A 24,316-nucleotide genomic window follows, 5' to 3' on the forward strand; every position below is an offset into this window, starting at 1 on the left:
GCACCTGTAGGGCAGAAATCACAGTGGTGCGCATTGTAGCTCAAGCGACCGGCCAGGGGCTGACCGGTATCAATCACGGCGACAAACTGGTGCTACGACCTGCTCCGGTCGCAGGCAAACCTGCCCCCAAGGCTTGAGCCTGGGGGCGCGGGTATCAAGCAGGCTGCTGGGTGCGCAGTTTCTCGCTACGCCCACGCAACCATTCCAGGGTCAGCAGCAGGACTACCGAGAAGGCAATCAGCAAGGTCGCCGCCGCTGCGATGGTCGGGCTCAGGTTCTCACGAATGCCGCTGAACATTTGCCGTGGCAGGGTCGCTTGCTGAGGGCCGGCGAGGAACAGGGTTACCACCACTTCATCGAACGAGGTCGCAAAGGCGAACAAGGCTCCGGAAATGACGCCAGGTGCAATCAATGGCAGGGTCACACGGCGGAACGCTGTCACTGGCGATGCACCCAGGCTGGCCGCCGCACGCACCAGGTTGTGATTGAAGCCCTGCAAGGTTGCCGAAACCGTGATGATCACAAACGGCACACCCAGCACGGCGTGCACCAGGATCAGCGAAATGAAACTGTTCCCCATGCCCAGCGGCGCGAAAAACAGGTAGCTGGCCACACCGATGATCACTACCGGCACTACCATCGGTGAAATCACCAATGCCATCACCAGCGATTTACCGGGGAAATCACCACGGGTCAGGCCTATCGAGGCCAACGTACCGAAGACCATTGCCAGCACCATGGCCGCCGGGGCAACGATGATGCTGTTCTTCAGTGCGCGCATCCACTCCGCCGAAGCGAAGAAGTCCTGGTACCAGTGCAGCGAGAAGCCCTGCAGTGGGTAGACCAGAAAACTGCCCGTGTTGAACGACAGGGGAATGATTACCAGCACCGGCAGCACCAGGAACAACAGGATCAGCCCGCAGAGGATACGCAAGCTGTAGAACCAGACCCGCTCGATAGGCGACATGTAAGGACTCAACATGGAAAGGCTCCTCAGCTCAGACGACGGCGGCTTGTACCGACCAGCCAGCTATAGATCAAGTACAGCAACACGGTGGCAAGCAACAGCAAACCGCCCAGTGCCGTGGCCATACCCCAGTTGATACTGGTGTTGGTGTAGAAGGCGACGAAGTAGCTGACCATCTGGTCGTTCGGGCTACCCAGCAACGCCGGGGTGATGTAGTAACCGATCGCCAGGATGAACACCAACAGGCAGCCAGCGCCAACGCCCGCATAGGTTTGTGGGAAGTACACCCGCCAGAAGCTGGCGAACGGATGGCAACCCAGCGAGATCGCTGCACGCATGTAGGTCGGCGAAATGCCCTTCATCACGCTGTAAATCGGCAAGATCATGAACGGAAGCAGGATATGCACCATGGAGATGTACACACCAGTACGGTTGAACACCAGCTCCAGCGGCTTGTCGATGACGCCCATCGCCATCAGTGCGCTATTGATCAAACCACCCGACTGCAACAGCACGATCCAGGCGGCGACACGCACCAGGATCGAGGTCCAGAACGGCAGCAGCACCAGGATCATCAGCAGGTTGCTCTGACGAGTCGGCAGGTTGGCCAGCAAATACGCCAACGGATAGGCCAGCAGCAGGCAGATGCCGGTGATTACAAAGCCCATCAACAGGGTGCGGGCGAAAATGTCCAGGTAGATCGCCTGGTCCGGCGTGGCCGGGGCCAGCTCACCCAGATCGTCGATACGATGGTCCAGGGAAGCCAACAGATAGAACGGGGTGATGCTACTGGTGTTACGGCGGATCGCCTGCCAGTAGGCGGGATCGCCCCAACGCTCGTCCAGCTCCTGCAGAGCTTCTTTATAAGAAGCCGGCTCGGCCTTGAACGGAAGGGCACGGGCAGTCTTGGCCAACAGGCTACGGTAGCCAGCCAACTCCATGTTCAAACGCTTGGACAGGTCGCCCAGGGTCTGGTTCTTGCGCGACTCGGCGAGATCATCGGCCAATGCCTTGTACACCGGCTCGCCCGGCAGGCTCTTGCCATCCCACTCGCTGACCGCAACGACGGTACGCGGCAAGCCGCTGACCACCTCGGGGTTACCAACACTCTTGTACAACAGCGCAGCGATAGGCACCAAAAATACCAGCAGCAGAAACACCGCCAGAGGTGCGATCAATGCCTGCGCCTTCCAGCGGTTGACCCGCTCGGCACGCGCCAGGCGACGCTTGAGGGAAGGACCGGTGCCTTCGTTCAGGGGCACTGCGATGGCCATAGCGAACTCCGAAAAACTTGATCAAAAGGCGCGTCACCGGAAGGGTGACGCGCCATCAGCACGGCTTACTTGGCTGCCCACGCGTTGAAGCGTTGCTCCAGTTGCTCGCTATTGTCGGCCCAGAACGCCACGTCGATTTGCACCTGATTGGCGATGTTCTCCGGGGTGGTCGGCATGTCTTTCTTGACGCTGTCAGACAACAGGGAGACCGCTTTCGAATTCGCCGGACCGTAGGCGATGTTTTCAGAGTAAGTCTTCTGCTGCTCAGGCTTGACCGAGTAGGCGATGAACTTCTTCGCCTCTTCAACGTTCTTGGCACCTTTTGGAATGGCCCAGGCGTCGAAGTCGTAGATACCGCCGTTCCATACCACCTTCAGGTTGCTTTCTTTCTGAACTGCAGCGATACGGCCGTTGTAGGCCGAACTCATGACCACGTCACCCGAGGCCAGGTACTGTGGTGGCTGAGCACCGGCTTCCCACCACTGGATGCTTGGCTTGAGCTCATCCAATTTTTTGAAGGCACGGTCTTGGCCTTCCTTGGTCGCCAGCACTTTGTAGACTTCCTTCGGTGCGACACCGTCGGCCATCAAGGCGAATTCCAGGGTGTACTTGGCCCCCTTGCGCAGGCCACGCTTGCCCGGGAATTTCTTGGTGTCCCAGAAATCAGCCCAGCTGGTTGGCGCAGACTTCAGCTTATCGGCGTTATAGGCCATCACTGTGGACCACACGAAGAAGCCCACACCGCACGGCTGAATGGCACCGGGGACGTAGTCGGACTCATTACCAAACAGCGCTGGATCGAGCTCCTCGAACATGCCTTCGTCGCAACCACGCGCCAATTCTGGCGACTCAACTTCTACCAGGTTCCAGGACACGCTTTTGGTGTCGACCATGGCTTTGACCTTGGCCATTTCACCGTTGTATTCACCCGCAACAATCTTGCCGTTACCGGCCTTTTCCCAAGGCTCGTAAAACGCCTTGGTCTGGGCCGCCTTATTCGCGCCACCAAAGGAAATCACAGTCAGATCGGCCGCCGCCATGGCCTGGGTTGCCGCGAACAGGCCCAAAGAAAGGGCGGTCAACTTCAAGTGCTTGAGCATTATTATTCTCTCCACAGTGCAGGGTTGGTGAAGCAAACCTCAATGGGCTTCCAGGATCGGATCGAGCGCGCGACCGTGCTCGACCTCCCAGCCCAGCGGTACCACATCGCCCACAGCCAGGGCCGGGTCGAGTTCGGCAATCGGCTGCTTCACGAAGAAATCGGCCTTGCCGCAGACTTCCAGGCGCACCCTTACGTGGTCACCCAGGTAGACGAATTCGGCCACTCGGCCAGAGAAACGGTTGACGCAATGCTCGCTATGGCCGTTAAGGCGCACGCGTTCAGGGCGAATCGAAAGGGTTACCGGCTCGCCCGGCTGACCGACGTTGACCGCCAGCGCCTCAACCTTCTCGCCACGCGCCAGCTGTACCTGGCAACGGTCACCACTCTGGCTGAGCAAACGACCATTGATACGGTTGTTCTCGCCGATAAAGTTGGCAACGAAGGTGTTCTTCGGCTCTTCATAGAGGGTGCGCGGGTCAGCGATCTGCTGAATCTCGCCTTGATGGAATACCGCCACCCGATCCGACATGGTCAAGGCTTCACCTTGGTCGTGGGTCACATACACCACCGTCACGCCGAGGCGTTGGTGCAGGTGTTTGATTTCCATCTGCATGTGTTCACGCAACTGCTTGTCCAGCGCGCCGAGCGGTTCATCCATCAGTACCAGTTGTGGCTCGAACACCAGCGCCCGGGCCAAGGCCACGCGCTGCTGCTGGCCGCCGGAGAGCTGGCCTGGATAACGCTGGGCGAAGGCATCGAGCTGAACCATGTTCAGCACGCGCTTGACTCGCTCACTGATGTCCGTCTTGCTCAGGCCGCGCACGGTCAGCGGGAACGCCAGGTTCTCGGCAACGGTCATGTGCGGGAACAGGGCATAGTTCTGGAACACCATGCCGATGTCACGTTTATGCGGCGGTACATTATTGATAGAGCGCCCCGCCAGTTGGATCTCGCCAGCGGTCGGGGTCTCAAAGCCAGCCAACATCATCAGGCTGGTAGTCTTGCCCGAGCCCGAAGGCCCCAACAAGGTGAGAAACTCGCCTTTGCGAATGTCCAGATTGAGGTCTTTGACGATCAGCGTCTCGCCATCGTAGCTCTTCTGCACACCACGGAAGCTGACCAGCACCTCGCCGGTTGCAGCGCTCGAATTCACCTCACTCATACCCGTACCTTTTTGTTGGATGACTGCCGTGACACAAGCCTAGTGAAGGCGCAGGGCAGCGCAAATCGGGGGTGGAGAGAGATTGGCATCAGCCGGGTGGAAGGGTTGCTGTAGGGATTGCCCTACACGGATGGCGTTTTTAGATATCCGTCGACGTTGCTAGAGGCGCCCCGCCCATGCCGGGCCCGGCTGGACGGCATGGGAGGAGTCCAATGGGCCGACGCAGGGCGTCGCATTCAGAACAGTCAGAGCAGTTTGTGCTCCATGGCGTACTTCACCAGTTCAGCCAGCGAGTTGACGTTGAGCTTCTGCATCAGCCGCGCCTTGTGCGTGCTGATGGTCTTGTTGCTCAAGGCAAGTTGCTGGGCAATATCGTTGACGTTGGCGCCGTGGGCCAAGCGCTCGAAGACCGAAAACTCTCGCTCGGACAGCAATGAATGCAGGGGACGGGCGTCCGTCAGGCCTACCTCGAAGACCATCCGGTCTGCCAGATCGGGATCAATGTAACGCCCGCCTGAAGAGACCCGGCGAATCGCCGTCAGCAACAATGCGGGGTCACTGTCCTTGGTCGCATAGCCGGCGGCGCCAATTTTCAGTGCCCGTGCAGCCATCTGTGCCTCGTCATGCATGGACAACACCAGGATCGACGGCGGGTTGTTCAGCGCCCGGATACGCGGAATAGCCTCAAGCCCATTGACCCCGGGCATCGAGATGTCCAGCAACACCACTTCGCACTCGGTGTGCCGCAATGTATCAAGTAGCTGCTCGCCATTGGCGGCCTCGCCCACTACCTGCATGTCCTTGGCCAGGCCGATCAGTTGTTTGATGCCTTCGCGCACAATGGTGTGGTCTTCAGCAACCAGTACTCGTATCACGGCCCTGCTCCTGTGTTAATCCAAGGGAATCCGTACGCTCAGGCTCGTGCCCTCACCCGGTTCACTGTCGAGTGTCATAGTGCCGCCCAGCATCAGCACCCGCTCGCGCATACCCACCAGCCCGAAGGAACTTGGGCGACTATCGTGCATGGCGAAACCAATACCGTCATCACTGATGGTCAGGCACAACTGCCGCTCATCTTCGGTCAAACTTATTTCTACAGTATGCGCCTGGGCATGACGCATCACATTGGTCAACGCCTCCTGCAGGATACGGAATAACCCCGTGGCTTTGGCGTCGCTCAACGGCGGCAGGTTTTCAGGCACTTCAACCAGGCAGGGAATCTGCGTACGCGCTTCAAAGCGACGTGCCTGCCATTCGATCGCCGAGGCAATACCCGCATCAAGGATCGGTGGGCGCAACGCCGTCGCCACATCGCGCACCAACTGAAAGAGCTGGGCAATCAGGCGTTTCATGCTCGCCAAGCGCTCATTCAAGCCGGGGTCGAGGTCGGCGTAAGCCAGCTCGCACATCGACGTTTCCAGCTTCAGTACCGTGAGCATTTGCCCCAGTTCGTCATGCACCTCACGGGCGATACGGGCCTTCTCTTCCTCCCGGACGCTTTCCAGGTGCGCCGACAGCTCACGCAACTGCTCCTGCGAGCGCGCCAATTCCAGTTCGATCACCTTGCTCTGGGTGATGTCCCACACGATACCGTCCCAGACGACGCGACCGTCGCCCAATGCCCGCGCGGTTGCCTTGATGTCGGCCCAGCGGATATCCCCCTGACGTGTAACGATTCGCCCTTGCCAGGCCCAGTCGCTGTCGGTTTCAAGCGCCCGGTCCTGGACCTGATGATAATGGGCACGATCATCCGGATGAACCAGGCTGCGTAACCCCATATGCGGACGCTGGATTTCAGCAGGCGTATACCCAACGAGCGCCTCACTGCCCTCACTGATGTACGGAAACTCCAGGAGGCCGACAGGTGGGTCTCGCTCCAGCCGAAACACCAGGCCAGGGACGTTGGCAGCAATCCCCTTGAGCCGCGCCTCGCTTTCCTGCTGTGCCGCCAACGCACGACGACGCTCCGTGACATCAGTCAAGAACACCACCAGGTACTCAGCATCACGAAATCGCAGAAAGCTCAGCGAAACATCCACGGGTAACAGCCGACCATCAGCCCGTAGGCACTGGGTTTCAAAGCGTTGCGCCGCTTCGTCGCAGGAGCGCGCACGTTTCCAAAGCGTCAACCAGCGGTCCATGTGCAAATTGGGCTCAAAGTCGATCAGCGGACGTTCGAGAACCTGCCCCGGCGCATAACCAAGCATCGCTTCGGCGGCGCGGTTGGCATAGCGCACATGGCTGTCCCAGTTGACCCACAGAATACCGACGGTACTTTGATCAATCGAAAACTGGCTCAGACGTAGCGCCTGCTCTCGCGCCAGACGCTGGGCAATATTGTCGCGAGCAGCGAGCAGGCTATGTTCCAGCGCATGCTGCTGACGTCGCTGCCAGAGCACGATGGCCATGGCGCTCAGCAACAACGCAAGCAGTAGCAGGCTCAGATTTTGCCAGAACCCCGGAGACTCACTCAGGCGGGGGTACTTGGGCTGCAGCCAGCGGGTATGCAATGCTTCCAGGTCCTTGGGTGGAATCGCCTGTAACCCTCGTTCGAGGATATCCGCCAGCTGCGGCCAGTCACGCCGCGAGCCAATACGCAGTAACTGCGGCAAGCCAATATCACCGACCACTGCCAGCTCGCTGAATTCGTTCTCGCGTGACAGGCGGCTGAGCTGGGCCTCATCCACCACCGCGTAGAGTGCCTGTTCAGTGAGCAACAGCTGCAGGGCCTGGCGCTCCAGCGGCACACCTTGCACGTTCAAATTGGGGTAGGTACTGCGCAGGTAATCAGCCACCGCACTGGGCATGCGCACAGCCACCCGGTCCGTACTGCTGAGTTTCTCCAGATCCACCGCTACGGCACCGTTACGCGGGCCGACAATCAGTTGCGGCACACGCATGTACGGGTCGCTGAACAACCACAAGCGCAACCCTGCAGGCGTCTGGGTCAGGCCGGGCGCCATATCGATTTCGCCTCCGAGCAACGCATGCTCAAGCGCCGATTGGTCAGGATAGTTACGCCATGTCAGGTCCAGCCCCAAGCGCTTGCCGAGCCAGTTCATCAGCTCGACATTGGCACCGGAAAGCTGCTGAAGCCTGCGGTCGAACTGGGCGTAGGGGGCTTGCAGAACCAAGCCGACACGCAGGCTGCGGTGATCATCCAGCCATTGCTGTTGGGCCGGGTCCAGTTGCAGCGGCGGCGTTGTCGATGCCGGTGCAGCCCACACGATAAAGGGCAGCCAAAAACAGCCGATAACCCACAAGCAGCGCAAACGCTTCATCTTGAATCTCGTCATAGAACGGACGGCCTCAGAGCATGGCCGTCACGGACAAATACCTTTAGGCTGCCGGTAATAATCTGGCCTGGATAGATCCATGTTCCCACTGAATCGCAAAACGCTTCCTGCGTTATGCCTGTCCTTGATACTACCTTGTACCCTACACGCCGCAGATGGCGAAACGCCAGAGCCAGCGAAAGAGACGCAGCCCGCGCCCGTGCAACGCCAAGCCCTGAACGAGCGCAGCCTTGACGATGCCCTGGCACTTGAACGCCAAGTTCCAAAAGAAGAGCAACAAACCCTGCAGGCCGGTAGCGAGAGCTTCCTGGCCCTCTGGAAACCCGCCAACAGCGGCGACCCGGAAGGGGCATTGATCATTCTTCCCGGTGCGGGCGAAACCGCTGACTGGCCAAAGGCTGTCGGCCCCTTGCGACGCAAATTTCCCGATACCGGTTGGCACAGCCTGAGCCTGAGCCTGCCCGACCTGCAGGCTGATAGCCCGCAACCGCGAGTCGAAACACCGGCCAAGCCCGCCGAAGCTGCTACAGAGGGGCAACAGGCACCCGCCAAGGACACACCAGCAGATGCCAATGCCAGTGTTGAGCAAGCCACCGCCGCAGAAGGCGAAAGCGTCGATAACGGTGGGCAGGCAAAAACACCAGAAGCTAAAAGCAACGCCGATGCCGAACGGATTTTTGCACGTCTGGACGCTGCCGTTGCTTACGCACAGCAACAGAATGCCCGCAGCGTTGTACTGCTCGGTCACGGCACGGGTGCCTACTGGGCCGCTCGCTACCTGAATGAGCGCCAACCGGCGCAGGTACAAAAGCTGGTCATGGTCGAAGCACAAACACCAGCGACGGCGGAACAAGGCCTGGCAACCCTGGCGCCAGGGCTAAAGCTGCCGACCGCAGATTTCTACTACAACCAGCCACTCGCCAGAAAAGCCGCCGAACAGCGGCTTCAAGCCAGCAAGCGGCTTAAAGGCAGTAACTACCACCAGGTTGCACTCACTGCCATGCCCGGTAACCGCAGCGCCGAACAGGAAAACCTGTATCGCCGGGTGCGTGGCTGGTTGAGCCCCAGCCAGGACGACTAAAACCCCTGTCGCGTACGAATGACCGAGTAAGCCTGATGAAGATCACGGGTAAACTCGGTCGCTTCGTGCACCCGCTCAGGGCTTGCGCCACTGCCGACCAATTTGTCGGGGTGATGACGACTCAACAAGCGCCGGTAAGCCCGCTTGATCTGCTCCGGCGCTGCGCCCGCCTCAACACCCAGCAACTTCAACGCATCCGGATACGCCAGGGTGGCACTGCCCAACGCGTGCTTCTGGGGCTCATAGTCCTGCGTCAATGCCTTCACCTTGGCGGCTGACCAACCCAAGGCCTGCCCCCATTGCACAATCAACTCGCGCTCCTGGCGACTGACGCGGCCATCGGCACAGGCCATCCGCAAGCACGCACGCAGAACCCCTTCGGCAGCATGCGGCTGCTGCTTGAGACGACGCAGGTAACGACCGAGCCGCTCCCGCCCGTTCTTGCCTCGGTTAAATGCTGCGATCGCGCGGCGTCGGGCCGGGTCGCTCATTTCCAGGCGCTGCATTTCCTGCCGCGCTTGCTGGATATGCCCTTCCACCACTCGACCGTCACTCTTGGCCAACCGCCCCAACAGCACGAACAACACCTCATCGTCACGTAACACGGGGCGACCGCCCAAGCGTTCACGCAAGTGCCCCCAACTGTGCAACTGCAGACGGCGGTCCATCGCCTGACCAAGTAACGCCCCTAGCAAGGCACCAGGAATACTGGCAATGGCGAAACCCGCCCCAGCACCAATCACTGTGCTCGGCCACAACATCTCAGCGACGCTCGTCAATGATACGTTCGACATCGGCAAGACGCTCAAGCGTGCCGACATCCACCCAATGGCCAGAAAAGTGCTCGCCGCTCACCTGCCCTGTCGCCATCGCTTGACGCAACAACGGCGCCAACTTGAAGGCACCCGGCTGGCAGTCGGCAAAGAGCCCTGGATCAAGCACGGCAATACCACTGTAGGTCAGGGTGTCATGCCCCTGTTCGGCATCGAATACCTGGCCATCGACCAAACGGAAATCACCCTTGCCGTGATGCCCGGGGTTATCCACCAGTACCAGATGTGCCAAACCCGCCAAAGGTTGGCGCAAACGGGCAAAATCAAACTCGGTCCAGATATCGCCATTAACCAGTGCGAACGGCGCATCACCCAGCAATGGCAATGCCTTGTAGATACCCCCGCCGGTTTCCAGCGGCTCACCTTCTGCCGAATACTGAATGCTCAGCCCCCAGCGCCCACCGTCCCCCAGGAAGTCCTCGATCTGCTGACCCAGCCAGGCATGATTGATCACGATGTCCTTGAACCCGGCAGCAGCCAGTGCCCTGAGGTGGTATTCGATCAGCGGCACGCCAGCTACCGGCACCAATGGCTTCGGGGTATGCAGCGTCAGTGGACGCATACGCTCGCCTTTTCCCGCGGCCAGGATCATTGCCTTCATGAACGCACTCCGGTGGCCCGCTGCAACTGCGCAATCAACTGGCCAAGCTCGGCCAGTTCCGGACGACGGGCAACCACTGCCTCTATATAGGCAAAGAAGCGCGGGACATCACCCAGGTAACGCGGCTTGCCATCGCGGTGACAGATCCGCGCAAAAATGCCGATCACCTTCAGGTGACGCTGCACGCCCATCAGGTCACTGGCGCGGTGGAAGCTGTCAAAGTCCTCTTGCACATGGAGGCCCTGCGCCTTCGCGCGCTGCCAATAATCGTGCAGCCAAGCAGCCACTCGGGCCTCCGGCCAGCTGAGGAACGCGTCTTTGAACAGGCAGGTGATGTCATAGGTAACAGGACCGTACACCGCATCCTGGAAGTCCAGCACCCCAGGGTTGGGGGTACTGAGCATCAGGTTGCGCGGCATGTAGTCACGATGTACCAGCACCTTCGGCTGATCCAGCGCACTGTCAATCAATATGCCGCTGACCCGCTGCCAGGCTGCTTGTTGCGACTCGCTGAAGGCAAGCCCCAACTCCCGCCCCACATACCACTCAGGAAACAACTCAAGCTCGCGACGCAGCAACGCGACGTCATAGCTGGGCAGCGGCGCCTCCATGGGCAACTGCTGGAACGCCAGCAACGCATTGACTGCATCGTTGAACAAGCTGTCGGCATTGTCGGCATCAATGACATCCAGGTAGGTCTGACTGCCTAGATCACTGAGCAGCAGAAAACCGCGCTGCAGATCCTGCGCATAAATGTTCGGGACATGAATGCCAGCACTGGCGAGCAAATGATCGATATCCACGAAGGGCTTGCAGTTTTCCTGGGGTGGTGGTGCATCCATGACGATAAAACTGCGGCCATCGGCCTGCCAGCGGAAGTAACGGCGGAAGCTGGCATCGCTGCTGGCAGCGGTCAGGCTGCCTTGCGGCACCTCGCCCCAGCCCTGGGCTTGGAACAGATTTGCCAGTTGTTCATCGAGCCAGACGTTCAAGTGTTGCAGACGTACATCGTGATCGGGCATTACAAGGGTCTCCGACGGCCCTAGCCGTCAAGCGGGTCATGCTTTATTATCCAGCATCTTTTTCAGACCATCGAGAGGCGTGCGGCCCCACACGCGGGCAGATGGCACGCAGGAAGCCCGGACTAATAAGATGGCATTGAAATCCCCCGCGTTTCGTAAAAAATTCCCGTTGCTGGTTACCGGCGGCTTGCTGGCCATGCAACCTCTGGCGACGTCGTACGTGGTCGCTGCAGAACAGTTCGACTGTCAAGTGTCTGCTGCCGGTGGTTGGGACTGCAAGCCCAAGACCAATACTGCCAACTTGCCTCCTCGTCCAGTGCACCCAGGCGCTGCCGTCAGCTCGACCGACGAAACCTCGGCAGCCACTGCCGACGCATCCGAAGAGCCGGGCAAAGGCGCAACGCTCGTTACTGAAAGCAAAGGCCGTGTACTGAAATCGCGTAGCGCCGATTACAGCCATCTCGACTGGGTACCCCGCGACAAGCTGACCCCTGCACAGCTGGCCGAAACCGGCCCGTACTGCGGCGGCGCCTATGTCGAGCCGAAACGTCCCGGCATGAACGACAGCACCCCGAAAGACGAGGCGCCGACCTTCATCGGCGCCAAAGTATCGCGGTATGAGCAGGAGCAGCAGATCGCTCAGCTCGCAGGTGACGTGGTGATGCGCCAAGGCAGCATGCAGGTCGAGGCCGATGAAGCCAACCTGTACCAGGCTGAGAACCGTGGCGAGCTCAAAGGCAACGTGAAGATTCGCGACAACGGTTCGCTGGTCGTCGGCGATCACGCCGACATTCAGCTCGACACCGGCGAAGCCAAGGTCGACAACGCCGAATACGTCATGCACAAGTCGCACATCCGCGGCAACGCCCTCTATGCCAAGCGTGCTGAAAACGCCATCATTCGGCTGAAAGACGGTACGTACACGACCTGTGAGCCGAACAGCAACGCCTGGCAGCTCAAGGGCAACAACATCACCCTGAACCCGGCCACCGGCTTCGGCACCGCGACCAACGTCACCCTGCGGGTCAAGGATTTCCCGGTGTTCTATACACCGTACATCTACTTCCCGATCGACGACCGTCGCCAGTCCGGCTTCCTGCCTCCGTCGTTCAGCACCAGCAGCAAAACCGGTTTCGCGCTGGTCACCCCGTACTACTTCAACCTGGCGCCTAACTACGACGCCACGTTGTACCCACGCTACATGGCCAAGCGTGGCCTGTTGATGGAAGGCGAGTTCCGCTACCTGACCGAGTCCAGCGAAGGCCAGTTCGGCGGCGCCTGGCTGAACGACAAGGACGACGAACGCAAGCTGCAGTCCGACTACAAGGACCAGCGCTGGATGATCAACTGGCAGCACAAGGGCGGCCTTGACTCGCGCCTGATGACTGAAGTCGACTACACCGACATCAGCGACCCGTACTACTTCCAGGACCTGGAAACCGACCAGATCGGCGTTCAAAGTCGCGACTACGTCAACCAGCAGGGTGCGCTGACCTACCGGGCCGAGGACTATACGGCGCGATTGAATGTGCAGGCATACGAGCTGGCGACAATTAGCCAGATCACGCCGTACGACCGGCTGCCGCAGATTACCTTCAACGGGAAGCTGCCGTACCACCCTAGCGGGCTGGACCTGTCCTACAAAACCGAATTTGCCCGCTTTGAGCGCGACCTGCGCACAGGCGACTTTGTCGATGAAAATGGAATAGCCAGCCCTTGGTATGACACCAGAGTCGCCGGTTTGGCTCGTGCCAACGGCGACCGTATCAACCTTGCGCCGAGGATCAGCCTGCCACTGGAAACAGTTTATGGCTACCTGAAGCCATCGCTGACCTATGTGTACACGGACTACAGTCTTGACCTGGATCAGCAAGGGAAAAATACGCTGGCCGATGGAGAGACGTTCAAAAGCTCGCAAAATCGCGACGTGCCGATCTTCAGTGTGGATAGCGGCCTGTTTTTCGACCGAAATACACAATGGTTCGGCAAGAACTACCGCCAGACCCTGGAACCGCGACTGTTCTACCTGTATGTCCCTTACAAAGACCAGACAGATATCCCGGTCTTTGACACCGGTGAAAGCACCTTCAACTACTCCTCACTCTTCCGTGAGAATCGCTTCAGTGGCTCTGACCGTATCGGCGACGAGAACAAGCTATCGCTTGGCGTGACAAACCGCTGGATCGAAGAGAACGGTTTCGAACGTCAACGCTTCAGCATTGGCCAGGCAGTGTACTTCAAGGACCGCAAAGTCCAACTGCCGCGTATTGACTGGCGTGATCGTGAAGATGCAAAGGCCAATGTGTCGCCTTATGCTCTGGAACACCAGTACCGGTTCAATCGCGACTGGCGCCTGACTTCCGACTTCAACTGGGACCCGGACAGCCGCAGCACCCGTTCGGGCAGCTCAATGTTCCACTACCAGCCTGAAGACGACGTGAACAAGGTCGTCAACCTGGGCTACCGCTACCGTAACGATGCCATCCGCTATGACCAGACCACTGGTAAATGGCAGGTGGGTGGAGGCGACTATGGCACACCTGGAACACCGGGTTACGTCAAGGACTACTACAAGATCCAGCAGCATGACTTCTCCGTCATCTGGCCGGTCGTTCCGCAGTGGAATGCCATTGCTCGCTGGCAGCACGACTACAACCGCAACCGTACCCTGGAAGCCTTCGGTGGTTTCGAGTACGACAACTGCTGCTGGAAACTGCGTCTGATCAACCGTTACTGGGTCAACTATGACGAGTTCAGCCAGGACGCACCAAGCAACGAAAAAGGCGACCACGGCATCTTCCTGCAGATCGTACTCAAGGGTCTCGGTGGCGTAGTGGGCAACAAGGTCGAGACGTTCCTCGACGAAGGCATTCAAGGTTATCGTACACGTGAAGACCAAGCTTATTGATTGTCTGCGCCCGCTGATGCTGGGCGCTGTATTGCTGAGTTCCGCAGTGCATGCCGCGGTACAGGAACTGGACCGCGTGGTGGCCATCGTCGATAACGACGTGGTCATGCAAAGCCAGCTGGACCAACGTGTGCACGAGGTGCAGCAGACCATCGCCAAGCGCGGCTCCGGCGTTCCGCCTGCCAGCGCCTTGGAGCCGCAGGTACTGGAACGCCTGATCGTCGAGAACCTGCAATTGCAGATCGGCGACCGATCCGGCATCCGCATCACCGATGAAGAACTGAACCAGGCCATTGGCACCATTGCCCAGCGCAATGGCATGAGCATCGATCAATTCCGCGCAGCCCTGGCGCGCGACGGCCTCTCCTATGAGGACGCCCGCGAGCAGGTTCGCCGCGAGATGATCATCAGCCGCGTGCGTCAACGCCGTGTAGCCGAGCGCATTCAGGTGACGGAGCAGGAAGTGAAGAACTTCCTTGCCTCGGACCTGGGCAAGATGCAGCTCTCTGAAGAGTTCCGCCTGGCCAACATCCTGATCCCAACCCCGGAAAGCGCGAACTCGGCCACCATCCAGGCTGCAGCCAAGCAAGCCGGCGAGGTGTACCAGCAACTCAAGCAGGGCGCCGACTTCGGCCAACTGGCTATCGCCCGCTCGGCCAGCGAAACGGCTCTGGAAGGCGGCGAGATGGGCTGGCGTAAAGCCGCTCAACTGCCGCCACCGTTCGACCGCCTGCTGAGCTCGTTGTCGGTCGGTGAGGTTACCGAGCCGGTACGTACGCCGGGTGGTTTCATCATTCTCAAGCTGCTGGACAAGCGTGGTGGCCAGTCTCAGGTACGTGACGAAGTGCATGTTCGCCACATCCTGATCAAACCAAGCGAAATTCGCAGCGAAGCAGCAACCAAGCAGTTGGCGGAGAAACTCTACGACCGGATCAAGGCCGGGGAAGACTTCGCTGATCTGGCAAAAAGCTTCTCGGAAGACCCGGGCTCGGCGCTCAATGGCGGCGACCTGAACTGGATCGACCCGAATGCACTGGTTCCAGAGTTCCGCGAAGTCATGGCGCGCAGCCCGCAAGGTGAAGTGTCCAAGCCGTTCAAGACCCAATACGGCTGGCACGTACTGGAAGTGCTGGGGCGCCGCGCCACTGACAGCACGGCTCAGGCCCGCGAACAGCAGGCGATGACCGTACTGCGTAACCGCAAGTACGACGAGGAGCTGCAGACTTGGCTGCGTCAGATCCGTGACGAAGCCTACGTTGAAATCAAGCTCCCCGGCGCGGCCCAGGCCGCCCAGTGAAGCGCCAACGTTTCGCCCTGACGCCCGGCGAGCCGGCCGGCATAGGTCCAGACCTGTGCCTGCTGCTCGCCGCACACGCCCAGCCTTACCCCCTGATCGCCATCACCAACCGTGACCTGCTCGCCGAGCGGGCCGCGCAGTTGGGTGTGGCGGTCACACTGCTGCCAGTGTCTGCCGAGGCATTCCCGGATGTTCCGGCCGACGCCGGTAGCCTGTATGTGTGGGATACCCCTCTGCAAGCCACGGTGGTGCCCGGGCAACTGGACAAGGCCAATGCGGCCTTTGTTCTGGACACCCTCACCCGCGCGGGCCAAGGCTGCCTGGACGGTCATTTCGCCGGCATGATCACCGCGCCAGTGCACAAAGGCGTGATCAACGAGAGCGGTATCGCCTTCTCCGGCCACACCGAATTTCTTGCTGACCTCACCCACACCGAGCAGGTGGTGATGATGCTCGCGACACGCGGCTTGCGTGTTGCCTTGGTGACCACTCACCTGCCCTTGCGCGATGTAGCCGATGCCATTACTGAAGAACGCCTGGAGCGCGTCACGCGCATCCTGCACGCCGATCTGGTGAGCAAATTTGGCATCGCCAACCCGCGCATCCTGGTTTGCGGCTTGAACCCGCATGCGGGCGAAGGCGGCCATCTTGGCCGCGAAGAAATCGACATTATCGAACCGACATTGGCGCGCCTGCGCAGCGAAGGCATGGACCTGCGCGGCCCATTGCCCGCCGATACCCTGTTTACCCCCAAATATCTGGAGCACTGCGACGCAGTGCTGGCGATGTACCACGACCAAGGCCTGCCCGTACTCAAGTACAAAGGGTTTGGCGCTGCAGTGAACGTGACCCTGGGCCTGCCGATCATCCGAACCTCGGTCGATCATGGCACCGCCCTGGACCTTGCCGGAACGGGCAAGATCGACACCGGGAGCCTGCAGGTCGCCTTGGAAACCGCCTACCAGATGGCCGAGACCCGTTTATGAGCGAGCAATACCAACACCGGGCGCGCAAGCGCTTCGGCCAGAACTTCCTGCATGATGCAGGCGTGATCGACCGTATCCTGCGTGCCATTCACGCCCGTCCGGGCGAGCGCATGCTGGAAATCGGCCCAGGCCAGGGTGCACTGACCGCTGGCCTGCTGGGCAGTGGCGCAGAACTGGACGTGGTGGAGCTGGACAAGGACCTGATCCCGATCCTCAACCATCAGTTCGCCGGCCGAGACAATTTCCGCCTGCACCAGGGCGACGCCCTGAAGTTCGACTTCACCAGCCTGGGTGCCTCCCCACACAGCCTGCGCGTGGTCGGCAACCTGCCGTACAACATTTCCACCCCGCTGATTTTCCACCTGCTGGATAACGCCGGGCTGATCCGCGACATGCACTTCATGCTGCAGAAAGAAGTGGTCGAACGCCTGGCCGCAGGGCCTGGTGGCGGTGACTGGGGGCGTCTGTCGATCATGGTCCAGTACCATTGCAAGGTCGAGCACCTGTTCAACGTCGGGCCTGGCGCCTTCAACCCGCCGCCCAAGGTTGATTCAGCCATTGTCCGCCTGGTGCCTCACGAAACCCTGCCGCACCCGGCCAAAGACCACCGGCTGCTTGAACGCATTGTTCGTGAAGCCTTCAACCAGCGCCGCAAGACCTTGCGCAACACCCTCAAGGCACTGCTCAGCAGCGAGGCCATCGAGGCTGCCAATGTCGATGGCAGCCTGCGCCCTGAGCAACTCGACCTCGCCGCCTTCGTCCGCCTGGCCGACAAACTGGCCGAGCAGAACGGCGCCGAATAAGCCTACCGCCGGTCAACCGTGAATTCACGGCTGGCCGGCCGCCCCGCCTATGGCCTAGACTGACGCAATTGCAGCATTCGCGTTTGCTTAAGGCCCTTTGCATGTCTGATCCTCGCTACCAGATCGACGTCAGCGTCGTCACCCGATTCCTTCCCGAGCAGTCCCAACCCGACAACGACCGTTATGCCTTTGCCTACACCATCACGGTGCAGAACAATGGCCAACTGCCAGCCAAGTTGATGTCCCGGCATTGGCTGATCACCAACGGTGATGGCGAGGTCGAAGAAGTGCGTGGGGCCGGCGTGGTTGGCCAGCAACCGCTGATCGAACCCGGTGCCAGTCATACCTACAGCAGCGGCGCAGTCATCAGCACGCGTGTCGGGACCATGCAGGGCACCTATCAGATGTTTGCCGAAGACGGCAAACGCTTCGATGCGATCATCGCTCCGTTCAGGCTTGCAGTGCCTGGGGCCCTGCACTGATGGCGGTTTATGCCGTCGGCGACCTGCAAGGCTGCCTGCAACCACTCAAATGCCTGCTGGAACGCGTACGGTTCAATCCTGCAGTGGATACGCTGTGGCTGGTCGGAGACCTGGTCAACCGCGGCCCGGAGTCACTGGAAACCCTGCGCTTCCTCTATGGCATGCGTGACTCACTGGTGTGTGTGCTGGGCAACCATGACCTGCACCTTCTGGCGGCCGGGCATAATATCGAGCGGTTGAAGAAGAGCGACACCCTACGCGAAATCATCGAAGCCCCTGATGCCAGCGATCTGCTCGACTGGCTACGCCAGCAAAAGCTTCTGCACTACGACGAACAACGTAAAACCGTTCTGGTGCATGCCGGCATCCCGCCACAGTGGAGCCTGAACAAGGCTCGGCGCCTGGCTGCCGAAGTCGAGGAAGTGCTGCGCGATGACACCCGCCTGAAACCCTACCTGGACGGCATGTACGGCAATGAACCGAACAAGTGGGACAAGGGCCTCCAAGGGGTGACACGCTTGCGGGTCATCACCAACTACTTTACCCGCATGCGCTTCTGCACCAGTGACGGCAAGCTCGATCTCAAAGGCAAGGAAGGGGTCGATACAGCGCTCCCTGGCTACGCCCCCTGGTTCAGTCACAAGGAACGGCGCACGCACGGCCTGAAGATCATCTTCGGCCATTGGGCTGCGCTAGAAGGCCGTTGTGACGTACCCGGCCTTTACGCACTGGACACCGGCTGTGTCTGGGGCGGTTCAATGACCCTGATGAACGTCGACACAGGTGAGCGCTTCGAGTGCGAATGCAGCAACGAAGGCAGCCTGCGCCCACAACCGACCATGCCTGCGGCATCCCGCATGGCCGATCACTCCTGAAGGAACCCCCATGAGCGAATTCAAACGCATCCCTCCCGAGCAAGCCCAAGCGCTGCGTGAGCAAGGTGCGGTCGTGGTCGACATTCGCGACCCACAGACCTACGCCGCCAGCCACATCACCGGTGCCCAGCACCTGGACAACCAGTCGGTTGCCGACTTCATCCGCAACGCCGACCTTGATGCGCCGCTGGTGGTGGTCTGCTACCACGGCAACTCCAGCCAGAGCGCCGCTGCCTATCTGGCCAGCCAGGGCTTTTCCGACGTCTACAGCCTTGATGGTGGGTTCGAATTGTGGCGCAGCCTCTACCCCGAGCAAACCGCTCAAGGCGACGTCGAATAATTTTTTTATGGTCCTGCAGCCCACGTCCCCTGTGGGCTGGCGCCAGATCTGACGAACGGTCGTGACGAACTTATCGCTCAACCGACCTTGACCTCCCCGATTCCGAACTATTCTTAGGCTCAGGCCATCCAAAAAGGGGAGAGCCGGTACACCGGCGTGCGGGTCATCGGTAGCGATTTCACAGGTGTTCTGGGGGGTATGAAGCAATCGGGCATCCGGTTGTTTGCCAGCATCAGCTGACTGATCCGGCGTCGGCTCCACGTATCGAGCGAGGTGACGTCATGAGTATTTTTAGCCACTTCCAACAACGTTTCGAGTCCACCCGTCAGGAAGAGCTTTCGCTGCAAGAGTATCTGGAACTCTGCAAGAAAGATCGCAGTGCCTATGCTTCGGCGGCCGAACGCCTGCTGATGGCTATTGGCGAACCCGAGCTGATCGACACTTCGCACAACTCGAGGTTGTCGCGGATCTTTTCCAATAAGGTCATACGGCGCTACCCGGCCTTTGAAGACTTCCATGGCATGGAAGAATGCATCGACCAGATCGTTTCCTATTTCCGTCATGCCGCACAGGGCCTGGAGGAGAAGAAACAGATTCTCTACCTGCTCGGCCCGGTCGGGGGTGGCAAGTCGTCGCTGGCTGAAAAGCTGAAACAGTTGATGGAGAAAGTGCCCTTCTACGCAATCAAGGGCTCGCCCGTTTTCGAGTCACCTCTGGGGCTGTTCAATGCCGCAGAAGACGGCAATATCCTTGAAGAAGAGTACGGTATTCCACGGCGCTACCTGAACACCATCATGTCGCCTTGGGCTACCAAGCGCCTGTCGGAATTCGGCGGCGACATCAGCAAGTTCAAGGTGGTCAAGCTCTACCCCTCGATCCTCAACCAGATCGCGATCGCCAAGACCGAACCCGGCGATGAGAACAACCAGGACATCTCTGCACTGGTCGGCAAGGTCGACATTCGCAAGCTGGAAGAGTACCCACAGAACGACGCCGATGCCTACAGCTACTCGGGTGCCTTGTGCCGGGCCAACCAGGGCCTGATGGAATTCGTCGAGATGTTCAAGGCGCCAATCAAGGTCCTGCACCCTCTGCTGACTGCAACCCAGGAAGGCAACTACAACAGTACCGAAGGGTTGGGCGCGATCCCCTACTCCGGGATCCTGTTGGCCCACTCCAACGAGTCGGAATGGCACAGCTTCCGCAACAACAAGAACAATGAGGCGTTCATCGACCGGATCTACATCGTCAAGGTACCGTACTGCCTGCGCGTCAGTGATGAGATCAAGATCTACGACAAACTCCTGTTCAACAGCTCTCTGGCCAAGGCCCATTGCGCGCCCGACACCCTGAAGATGCTCGCCCAGTTCACCGTGCTGTCGCGTCTCAAGGAGCCTGAAAACTCCAACATCTACTCGAAGATGCGCGTGTATGACGGCGAAAACCTCAAGGACACCGATCCAAAGGCCAAGTCGATCCAGGAATACCGCGATGCAGCCGGGGTCGATGAGGGCATGAACGGTCTTTCGACTCGCTTTGCCTTCAAGATCCTGTCCAAGGTCTTCAACTTCGATCCACACGAAATCGCCGCCAACCCGGTGCACCTGTTGTATGTACTGGAGCAGCAAATCGAACAGGAACAGTTCCCCGCAGAAGTGCGCGAACGCTACCTGCGCTACCTGAAAGAATACCTGGCCCCCCGTTACATCGAGTTCATCGGCAAGGAAATCCAGACCGCCTACCTGGAGTCCTACAGCGAGTACGGTCAGAACATCTTCGACCGCTACGTGCTCTACGCCGACTTCTGGATTCAGGATCAGGAGTACCGCGACCCGGAAACCGGAGAAATCCTCAACCGTATCGCCCTCAACGAAGAGCTGGAAAAGATCGAGAAACCGGCCGGCATCAGCAATCCGAAGGATTTCCGCAACGAGATCGTCAACTTCGTGTTGCGCGCCCGCGCCAACAACAATGGCAAGAACCCGACCTGGCTCAGCTACGAGAAGCTGCGCGTGGTTATCGAGAAGAAAATGTTCTCCAACACCGAGGACCTGCTGCCTGTCATCAGCTTCAACGCCAAAGCCAGCAAAGAGGACCAACAAAAGCACAACGACTTCGTCACACGGATGGTGGAACGCGGTTATACCGACAAGCAAGTCCGGCTGCTCTCCGAGTGGTACCTGCGGGTCAGAAAGTCACAATAACCCGCAACCGGAGCACCGGTTGTCGTTAGCCCAGAGCCTGTGTCAGCAATATCTGCTACACAGGCTTGAGGGAAGTTGTCGGAAAGCTGGCGGCGTGGTTCAGTCACACTCAGTGCGCACCCGAACAGTCCGATTCGGATGTTCTGGCCGATTGACCCGCCTACGGTTTTCCAAGACGGCTTCATAAGGAGCAGTCATGAGCTATGTGATCGACCGACGTCTGAACGGCAAGAACAAGAGCACGGTTAACCGCCAGCGCTTCCTGCGGCGCTACCGCGACCATATCAAGAAAGCCGTCGAGGAGGCCGTAAGCCGCCGCTCCATTACCGACATGGAGCACGGCGAGCAGATCAGTATTCCCGGGCGGGATATAGACGAGCCGGTGCTGCACCATGGGCGCGGCGGCAAGCAGACCGTCGTCCACCCCGGCAATAAGGAGTTTACCGCCGGTGAACATATCGCCCGCCCTCAAGGCGGCGGTGGCGGCGGAGGACGCGGCAAGGCCGGCAACTCTGGCGAAGGCATGGACGAGTTCGTCTTCCAGATCACCCAGGAAGAGTTTCTCGAATTCATGTTCGAGGACCTTGAACTGCCCAACCTAGTCAAGCGTCACCTGGCCGGTACCGACACGTTCAAAACCGTACGCGCCGGTATCAGTAACGAAGGCAACCCGTCGCGCATCAACATCATTCGCACACTGCGTTCCGCTCACGCACGGCGCATTGCCCTGTCTGGCAGCAGCCGCGCCAAACTGCGCGAGGCCCAGGAAGAACTGGCCCGCCTGAAGCAGGATGAACCGGACAACTTCGGCGATATTCAAGCAATCGAAGCGGAAATAGAGCGGTTAAGTGCACGTATTCATCGCGTGCCTTTCCTGGACACCTTCGACCTCAAGTACAACCTGCTGGTCAAGCAGCCCAACCCAAGCTCGAAAGCCGTGATGTTCTGCCTGATGGACGTTTCCGGGTCGATGACCCAGGCGACCAAGGACATCGCCAAACGCTTTTTCATTCTCCTGTACCTGTTCCTCAAGCGTAACTACGACAAAATCGAAGTCGTGTTCATTCGCCACCACACCAGTGCCCGTGAAGTAGACGAAGAAGAGTTTTTCTATTCCCGGGAGACAGGCGGCACCATCGTCTCCAGCGCCCTGAAAATGATGCAGGAGATCATGGCCGAACGTTACCCGGCCAACGAGTGGAACATCTATGCCGCCCAGGCCTCCGATGGCGACAACTGGAACGATGACTCGCCGGTCTGCCGGGAGATCCTCAGCAAGCAGATCATGCCATTCGTGCAGTACTACACTTACGTTGAGATTACCCCACGCGAACATCAGGCCCTGTGGTTCGAGTACGAACGCATCGGCGAGTCCTTCCCCGACACATTCGCCCAGCAGCAGCTGGTATCGGCCGGCGATATCTATCCGGTCTTCCGTGAACTCTTCCAGCGCAGGTTAGTGACATGACCGCCAGAGAACAGAAGCGCCAACCCATTTCCACCGGGTCCGAATGGACGTTCGAACTCATCCAGGCCTATGACCGTGAGATCAGCCGCCTGGCAGAGCGCTATGCCCTGGACACTTACCCTAACCAGATCGAGGTGATCACCGCCGAGCAGATGATGGATGCCTATGCCTCGGTCGGCATGCCGCTGGGCTACCATCACTGGTCGTACGGCAAACACTTTCTCAGTACCGAGAAATCCTACAGCCGCGGCCAGATGGGCCTGGCGTACGAAATCGTGATCAACTCCGACCCCTGCATCGCCTACCTGATGGAAGAAAACACCATCTGTATGCAGGCGCTGGTCGTGGCCCATGCCTGCTATGGCCACAACAGCTTCTTCAAAGGCAACTACCTGTTCCGCACCTGGACCGATGCCAGCTCGATCATCGACTACCTGGTGTTCGCCAAGCAGTACATCACCCAATGCGAAGAGCGCCATGGCATTGATGCCGTAGAGGACCTGCTCGACTCCTGCCATGCCCTGATGAACTATGGCGTAGACCGCTACAAACGCCCGTACCCGATCTCAGCCGAAGAAGAACGGCGTCGGCAAAAGGACCGCGAAGAACACCTGCAGAAACAGATCAACGACCTGTGGCGCACCATACCCAAGAGCAGTGACAAGAACAGCGACAGGGACAACGCACGCTTCCCGGCCGAGCCTCAGGAGAACATCCTGTATTTCATCGAGAAGCATGCCCCGCTATTGGAGCCCTGGCAGCGTGAAGTCGTGCGTATCGTGCGCAAGATCGCCCAGTACTTCTACCCGCAACGGCAAACCCAGGTCATGAACGAAGGCTGGGCCACGTTCTGGCACTACACCTTGATGAATGACCTGTACGACGAAGGGCTGGTCACTGAAGGCTTCATGATGGAGTTCCTGCAGTCGCACACCAGCGTAGTGTTCCAGCCAGGCTTCGACAGCCCTTACTACAGCGGCATCAACCCCTATGCCTTGGGCTTTGCCATGTACCGCGATATTCGCCGCATGTGCGAAAACCCCACGGAAGAAGACCGTCGCTGGTTCCCCGATATTGCTGGCGGAGACTGGCTTTCCACCATCAAGTTCGCCATGAGCAGCTTCAAGGACGAGAGCTTCATCCTGCAGTACCTGTCACCCAAGGTCATCCGCGATCTCAAGCTGTTCAGCATCCTCGACGACGACCAGCGTGACGACCTGCTGGTGCCTGCCATTCACGATGAAGCCGGCTACCGGACCATTCGTGAAACCCTGGCCGCCCAGTACAACCTGGGTAACCGTGAGCCCAACGTGCAGATCTGGAGCATTGACCGCCGTGGCGACCGCTCGCTGACCCTGCGCCATCAACAGCACGACCGCAAACCACTGGGCGACTCCACCGACGAAGTACTCAAGCACCTGCATCGTCTCTGGGGTTTCGATATCCACCTGGAAACCCTGCAGGGCGACCAGATCGTCAAAACTCACCATGTGCCGCCCAAAGGCGAGCACTCGGAAGGCGATTACGGCCGCCTGGACCTGGCTGTCGTACACCTCTAGCGAAGCCAGCCTCCGTTGCTGCCGGACAGGGTATCCTGTGGCATCAACGGAGGTTT

20 protein-coding genes are annotated in these 24,316 nt (G+C 59.4%); 11 read left to right on the plus strand and 9 right to left on the minus strand.

What is annotated here, in order from left to right; translation table 11 throughout:
* Positions 1 to 154: 154 nt before the first annotated feature.
* The 6 genes from IE038_RS17485 to IE038_RS17510 all read right to left on the minus strand — a co-directional run bounded on the left by IE038_RS17485 (position 155) and on the right by IE038_RS17510 (position 7,786).
* On the minus strand, positions 155 to 982 hold the full coding sequence (locus IE038_RS17485; RefSeq protein WP_189396009.1) for an ABC transporter permease: 828 nt from the start codon (positions 980 to 982) through the stop codon (positions 155 to 157).
* Between the two features lie 11 nt (positions 983 to 993).
* Entirely contained in the window at positions 994 to 2,241 is a 1,248-nt protein-coding gene (locus IE038_RS17490) for an ABC transporter permease (RefSeq protein WP_163937853.1), read from the minus strand.
* 65 nt (positions 2,242 to 2,306) lie between these two features.
* A complete protein-coding gene (locus IE038_RS17495) occupies positions 2,307 to 3,341 on the minus strand; it encodes an ABC transporter substrate-binding protein (RefSeq protein WP_163937850.1) in 1,035 nt (344 codons plus the stop codon).
* Between the two features lie 39 nt (positions 3,342 to 3,380).
* Positions 3,381 to 4,505: an ABC transporter ATP-binding protein gene (locus IE038_RS17500; protein ID WP_163937847.1), complete on the minus strand. Its 1,125-nt coding sequence runs from the start codon at positions 4,503 to 4,505 to the stop codon at positions 3,381 to 3,383.
* Positions 4,506 to 4,750: 245 nt separating this feature from the next.
* Positions 4,751 to 5,380, minus strand: a complete 630-nt coding sequence (locus IE038_RS17505) for a response regulator (RefSeq protein WP_163937844.1) — start codon at positions 5,378 to 5,380, stop codon at positions 4,751 to 4,753.
* Positions 5,381 to 5,395: 15 nt separating this feature from the next.
* Positions 5,396 to 7,786 (minus strand): PAS domain-containing sensor histidine kinase, encoded by a 2,391-nt coding sequence (locus IE038_RS17510; RefSeq protein WP_189396010.1) that lies wholly within the window; start codon positions 7,784 to 7,786, stop codon positions 5,396 to 5,398.
* A 94-nt stretch (positions 7,787 to 7,880) separates the two neighbouring features.
* On the opposite strand from IE038_RS17510, the gene IE038_RS17515 reads away from it, so the two are divergent.
* Entirely contained in the window at positions 7,881 to 8,882 is a 1,002-nt protein-coding gene (locus IE038_RS17515) for an alpha/beta hydrolase family protein (protein WP_163937841.1), read from the plus strand.
* On the opposite strand, the gene IE038_RS17520 is transcribed toward IE038_RS17515, so the two are convergent.
* Genes IE038_RS17520 through IE038_RS17530 form a run of 3 tightly spaced genes read right to left on the minus strand, consistent with a single transcriptional unit; the run spans position 8,879 to position 11,338 of the window.
* Positions 8,879 to 9,643: a TerB family tellurite resistance protein gene (locus tag IE038_RS17520; RefSeq protein WP_163937896.1), complete on the minus strand. Its 765-nt coding sequence runs from the start codon at positions 9,641 to 9,643 to the stop codon at positions 8,879 to 8,881. The two genes, IE038_RS17515 and IE038_RS17520, sit on opposite strands and share 4 nt — an antisense overlap.
* Position 9,644: 1 nt before the next feature.
* Complete coding sequence (murU, locus tag IE038_RS17525; protein ID WP_163937839.1) at positions 9,645 to 10,316, minus strand: N-acetylmuramate alpha-1-phosphate uridylyltransferase MurU; 672 nt, start codon at positions 10,314 to 10,316, stop codon at positions 9,645 to 9,647.
* Positions 10,313 to 11,338 carry an aminoglycoside phosphotransferase family protein gene (locus tag IE038_RS17530; protein WP_163937836.1) on the minus strand — a complete coding sequence of 342 codons (1,026 nt, stop codon included), beginning with the start codon at positions 11,336 to 11,338 and terminating at the stop codon, positions 10,313 to 10,315. The genes murU and IE038_RS17530 overlap by 4 nt, the downstream gene beginning before the upstream one ends.
* A 130-nt stretch (positions 11,339 to 11,468) precedes the next feature.
* Between IE038_RS17530 and IE038_RS17535 the strand changes: the two genes are divergently transcribed.
* The 10 genes from IE038_RS17535 (at position 11,469) to IE038_RS17580 (ending at position 24,260) form a co-directional block, all read left to right on the plus strand.
* Positions 11,469 to 14,246: an LPS-assembly protein LptD gene (locus tag IE038_RS17535; protein ID WP_189396011.1), complete on the plus strand. Its 2,778-nt coding sequence runs from the start codon at positions 11,469 to 11,471 to the stop codon at positions 14,244 to 14,246.
* Entirely contained in the window at positions 14,227 to 15,543 is a 1,317-nt protein-coding gene (gene surA / locus IE038_RS17540; RefSeq protein ID WP_163936280.1) for a peptidylprolyl isomerase SurA, read from the plus strand. The genes IE038_RS17535 and surA overlap by 20 nt, the downstream gene beginning before the upstream one ends.
* On the plus strand, positions 15,540 to 16,529 hold the full coding sequence (gene pdxA, locus IE038_RS17545; protein WP_163936277.1) for a 4-hydroxythreonine-4-phosphate dehydrogenase PdxA: 990 nt from the start codon (positions 15,540 to 15,542) through the stop codon (positions 16,527 to 16,529). The genes surA and pdxA overlap by 4 nt, the downstream gene beginning before the upstream one ends.
* The gene (gene rsmA, locus IE038_RS17550) at positions 16,526 to 17,332 is read left to right on the plus strand and encodes a 16S rRNA (adenine(1518)-N(6)/adenine(1519)-N(6))-dimethyltransferase RsmA (RefSeq protein WP_065759032.1); all 807 of its coding nucleotides are present in this window, start codon (positions 16,526 to 16,528) and stop codon (positions 17,330 to 17,332) included. The genes pdxA and rsmA overlap by 4 nt, the downstream gene beginning before the upstream one ends.
* A 101-nt stretch (positions 17,333 to 17,433) precedes the next feature.
* Entirely contained in the window at positions 17,434 to 17,814 is a 381-nt protein-coding gene (gene apaG / locus IE038_RS17555) for a Co2+/Mg2+ efflux facilitator ApaG/CorD (RefSeq protein WP_099775990.1), read from the plus strand.
* Complete coding sequence (locus tag IE038_RS17560; RefSeq protein WP_163936272.1) at positions 17,814 to 18,689, plus strand: symmetrical bis(5'-nucleosyl)-tetraphosphatase; 876 nt, start codon at positions 17,814 to 17,816, stop codon at positions 18,687 to 18,689. The genes apaG and IE038_RS17560 overlap by 1 nt, the downstream gene beginning before the upstream one ends.
* Before the next feature lie 10 nt (positions 18,690 to 18,699).
* Entirely contained in the window at positions 18,700 to 19,029 is a 330-nt protein-coding gene (gene glpE / locus IE038_RS17565; protein ID WP_163936269.1) for a thiosulfate sulfurtransferase GlpE, read from the plus strand.
* A 281-nt stretch (positions 19,030 to 19,310) separates the two neighbouring features.
* Positions 19,311 to 21,233: a PrkA family serine protein kinase gene (locus IE038_RS17570; protein ID WP_189396012.1), complete on the plus strand. Its 1,923-nt coding sequence runs from the start codon at positions 19,311 to 19,313 to the stop codon at positions 21,231 to 21,233.
* 196 nt (positions 21,234 to 21,429) lie between these two features.
* Entirely contained in the window at positions 21,430 to 22,701 is a 1,272-nt protein-coding gene (locus IE038_RS17575; protein ID WP_163939822.1) for a YeaH/YhbH family protein, read from the plus strand.
* The gene (locus IE038_RS17580; RefSeq protein WP_189396013.1) at positions 22,698 to 24,260 is read left to right on the plus strand and encodes a SpoVR family protein; all 1,563 of its coding nucleotides are present in this window, start codon (positions 22,698 to 22,700) and stop codon (positions 24,258 to 24,260) included. Before IE038_RS17575 ends, IE038_RS17580 begins: the two co-directional genes overlap by 4 nt.
* Positions 24,261 to 24,316 lie beyond the last annotated feature (56 nt).

This window comes from Pseudomonas laurentiana (genome assembly GCF_014648275.1).
GTDB lineage: Bacteria > Pseudomonadota > Gammaproteobacteria > Pseudomonadales > Pseudomonadaceae > Aquipseudomonas > Aquipseudomonas laurentiana.

Bases quoted from the DNA above. Each gene is read 5' to 3' on its own strand.
- IE038_RS17485 (WP_189396009.1), bottom strand. From the start codon at position 982: ATGTTGAGTCCTTACATGTCGCCTATCGAGCGGGTCTGGTTCTACAGC.
- IE038_RS17490 (WP_163937853.1), bottom strand. From the start codon at position 2,241: ATGGCCATCGCAGTGCCCCTGAACGAAGGCACCGGTCCTTCCCTCAAG.
- IE038_RS17495 (WP_163937850.1), bottom strand. From the start codon at position 3,341: ATGCTCAAGCACTTGAAGTTGACCGCCCTTTCTTTGGGCCTGTTCGCG.
- IE038_RS17500 (WP_163937847.1), bottom strand. From the start codon at position 4,505: ATGAGTGAGGTGAATTCGAGCGCTGCAACCGGCGAGGTGCTGGTCAGC.
- IE038_RS17510 (WP_189396010.1), bottom strand. From the start codon at position 7,786: ATGAAGCGTTTGCGCTGCTTGTGGGTTATCGGCTGTTTTTGGCTGCCC.
- IE038_RS17515 (WP_163937841.1), top strand. From the start codon at position 7,881: ATGTTCCCACTGAATCGCAAAACGCTTCCTGCGTTATGCCTGTCCTTG.
- IE038_RS17520 (WP_163937896.1), bottom strand. From the start codon at position 9,643: ATGTTGTGGCCGAGCACAGTGATTGGTGCTGGGGCGGGTTTCGCCATT.
- murU (WP_163937839.1), bottom strand. From the start codon at position 10,316: ATGAAGGCAATGATCCTGGCCGCGGGAAAAGGCGAGCGTATGCGTCCA.
- IE038_RS17530 (WP_163937836.1), bottom strand. From the start codon at position 11,338: ATGCCCGATCACGATGTACGTCTGCAACACTTGAACGTCTGGCTCGAT.
- IE038_RS17535 (WP_189396011.1), top strand. From the start codon at position 11,469: ATGGCATTGAAATCCCCCGCGTTTCGTAAAAAATTCCCGTTGCTGGTT.
- rsmA (WP_065759032.1), top strand. From the start codon at position 16,526: ATGAGCGAGCAATACCAACACCGGGCGCGCAAGCGCTTCGGCCAGAAC.
- apaG (WP_099775990.1), top strand. From the start codon at position 17,434: ATGTCTGATCCTCGCTACCAGATCGACGTCAGCGTCGTCACCCGATTC.
- IE038_RS17560 (WP_163936272.1), top strand. From the start codon at position 17,814: ATGGCGGTTTATGCCGTCGGCGACCTGCAAGGCTGCCTGCAACCACTC.
- glpE (WP_163936269.1), top strand. From the start codon at position 18,700: ATGAGCGAATTCAAACGCATCCCTCCCGAGCAAGCCCAAGCGCTGCGT.
- IE038_RS17570 (WP_189396012.1), top strand. From the start codon at position 19,311: ATGAGTATTTTTAGCCACTTCCAACAACGTTTCGAGTCCACCCGTCAG.
- IE038_RS17575 (WP_163939822.1), top strand. From the start codon at position 21,430: ATGAGCTATGTGATCGACCGACGTCTGAACGGCAAGAACAAGAGCACG.
- IE038_RS17580 (WP_189396013.1), top strand. From the start codon at position 22,698: ATGACCGCCAGAGAACAGAAGCGCCAACCCATTTCCACCGGGTCCGAA.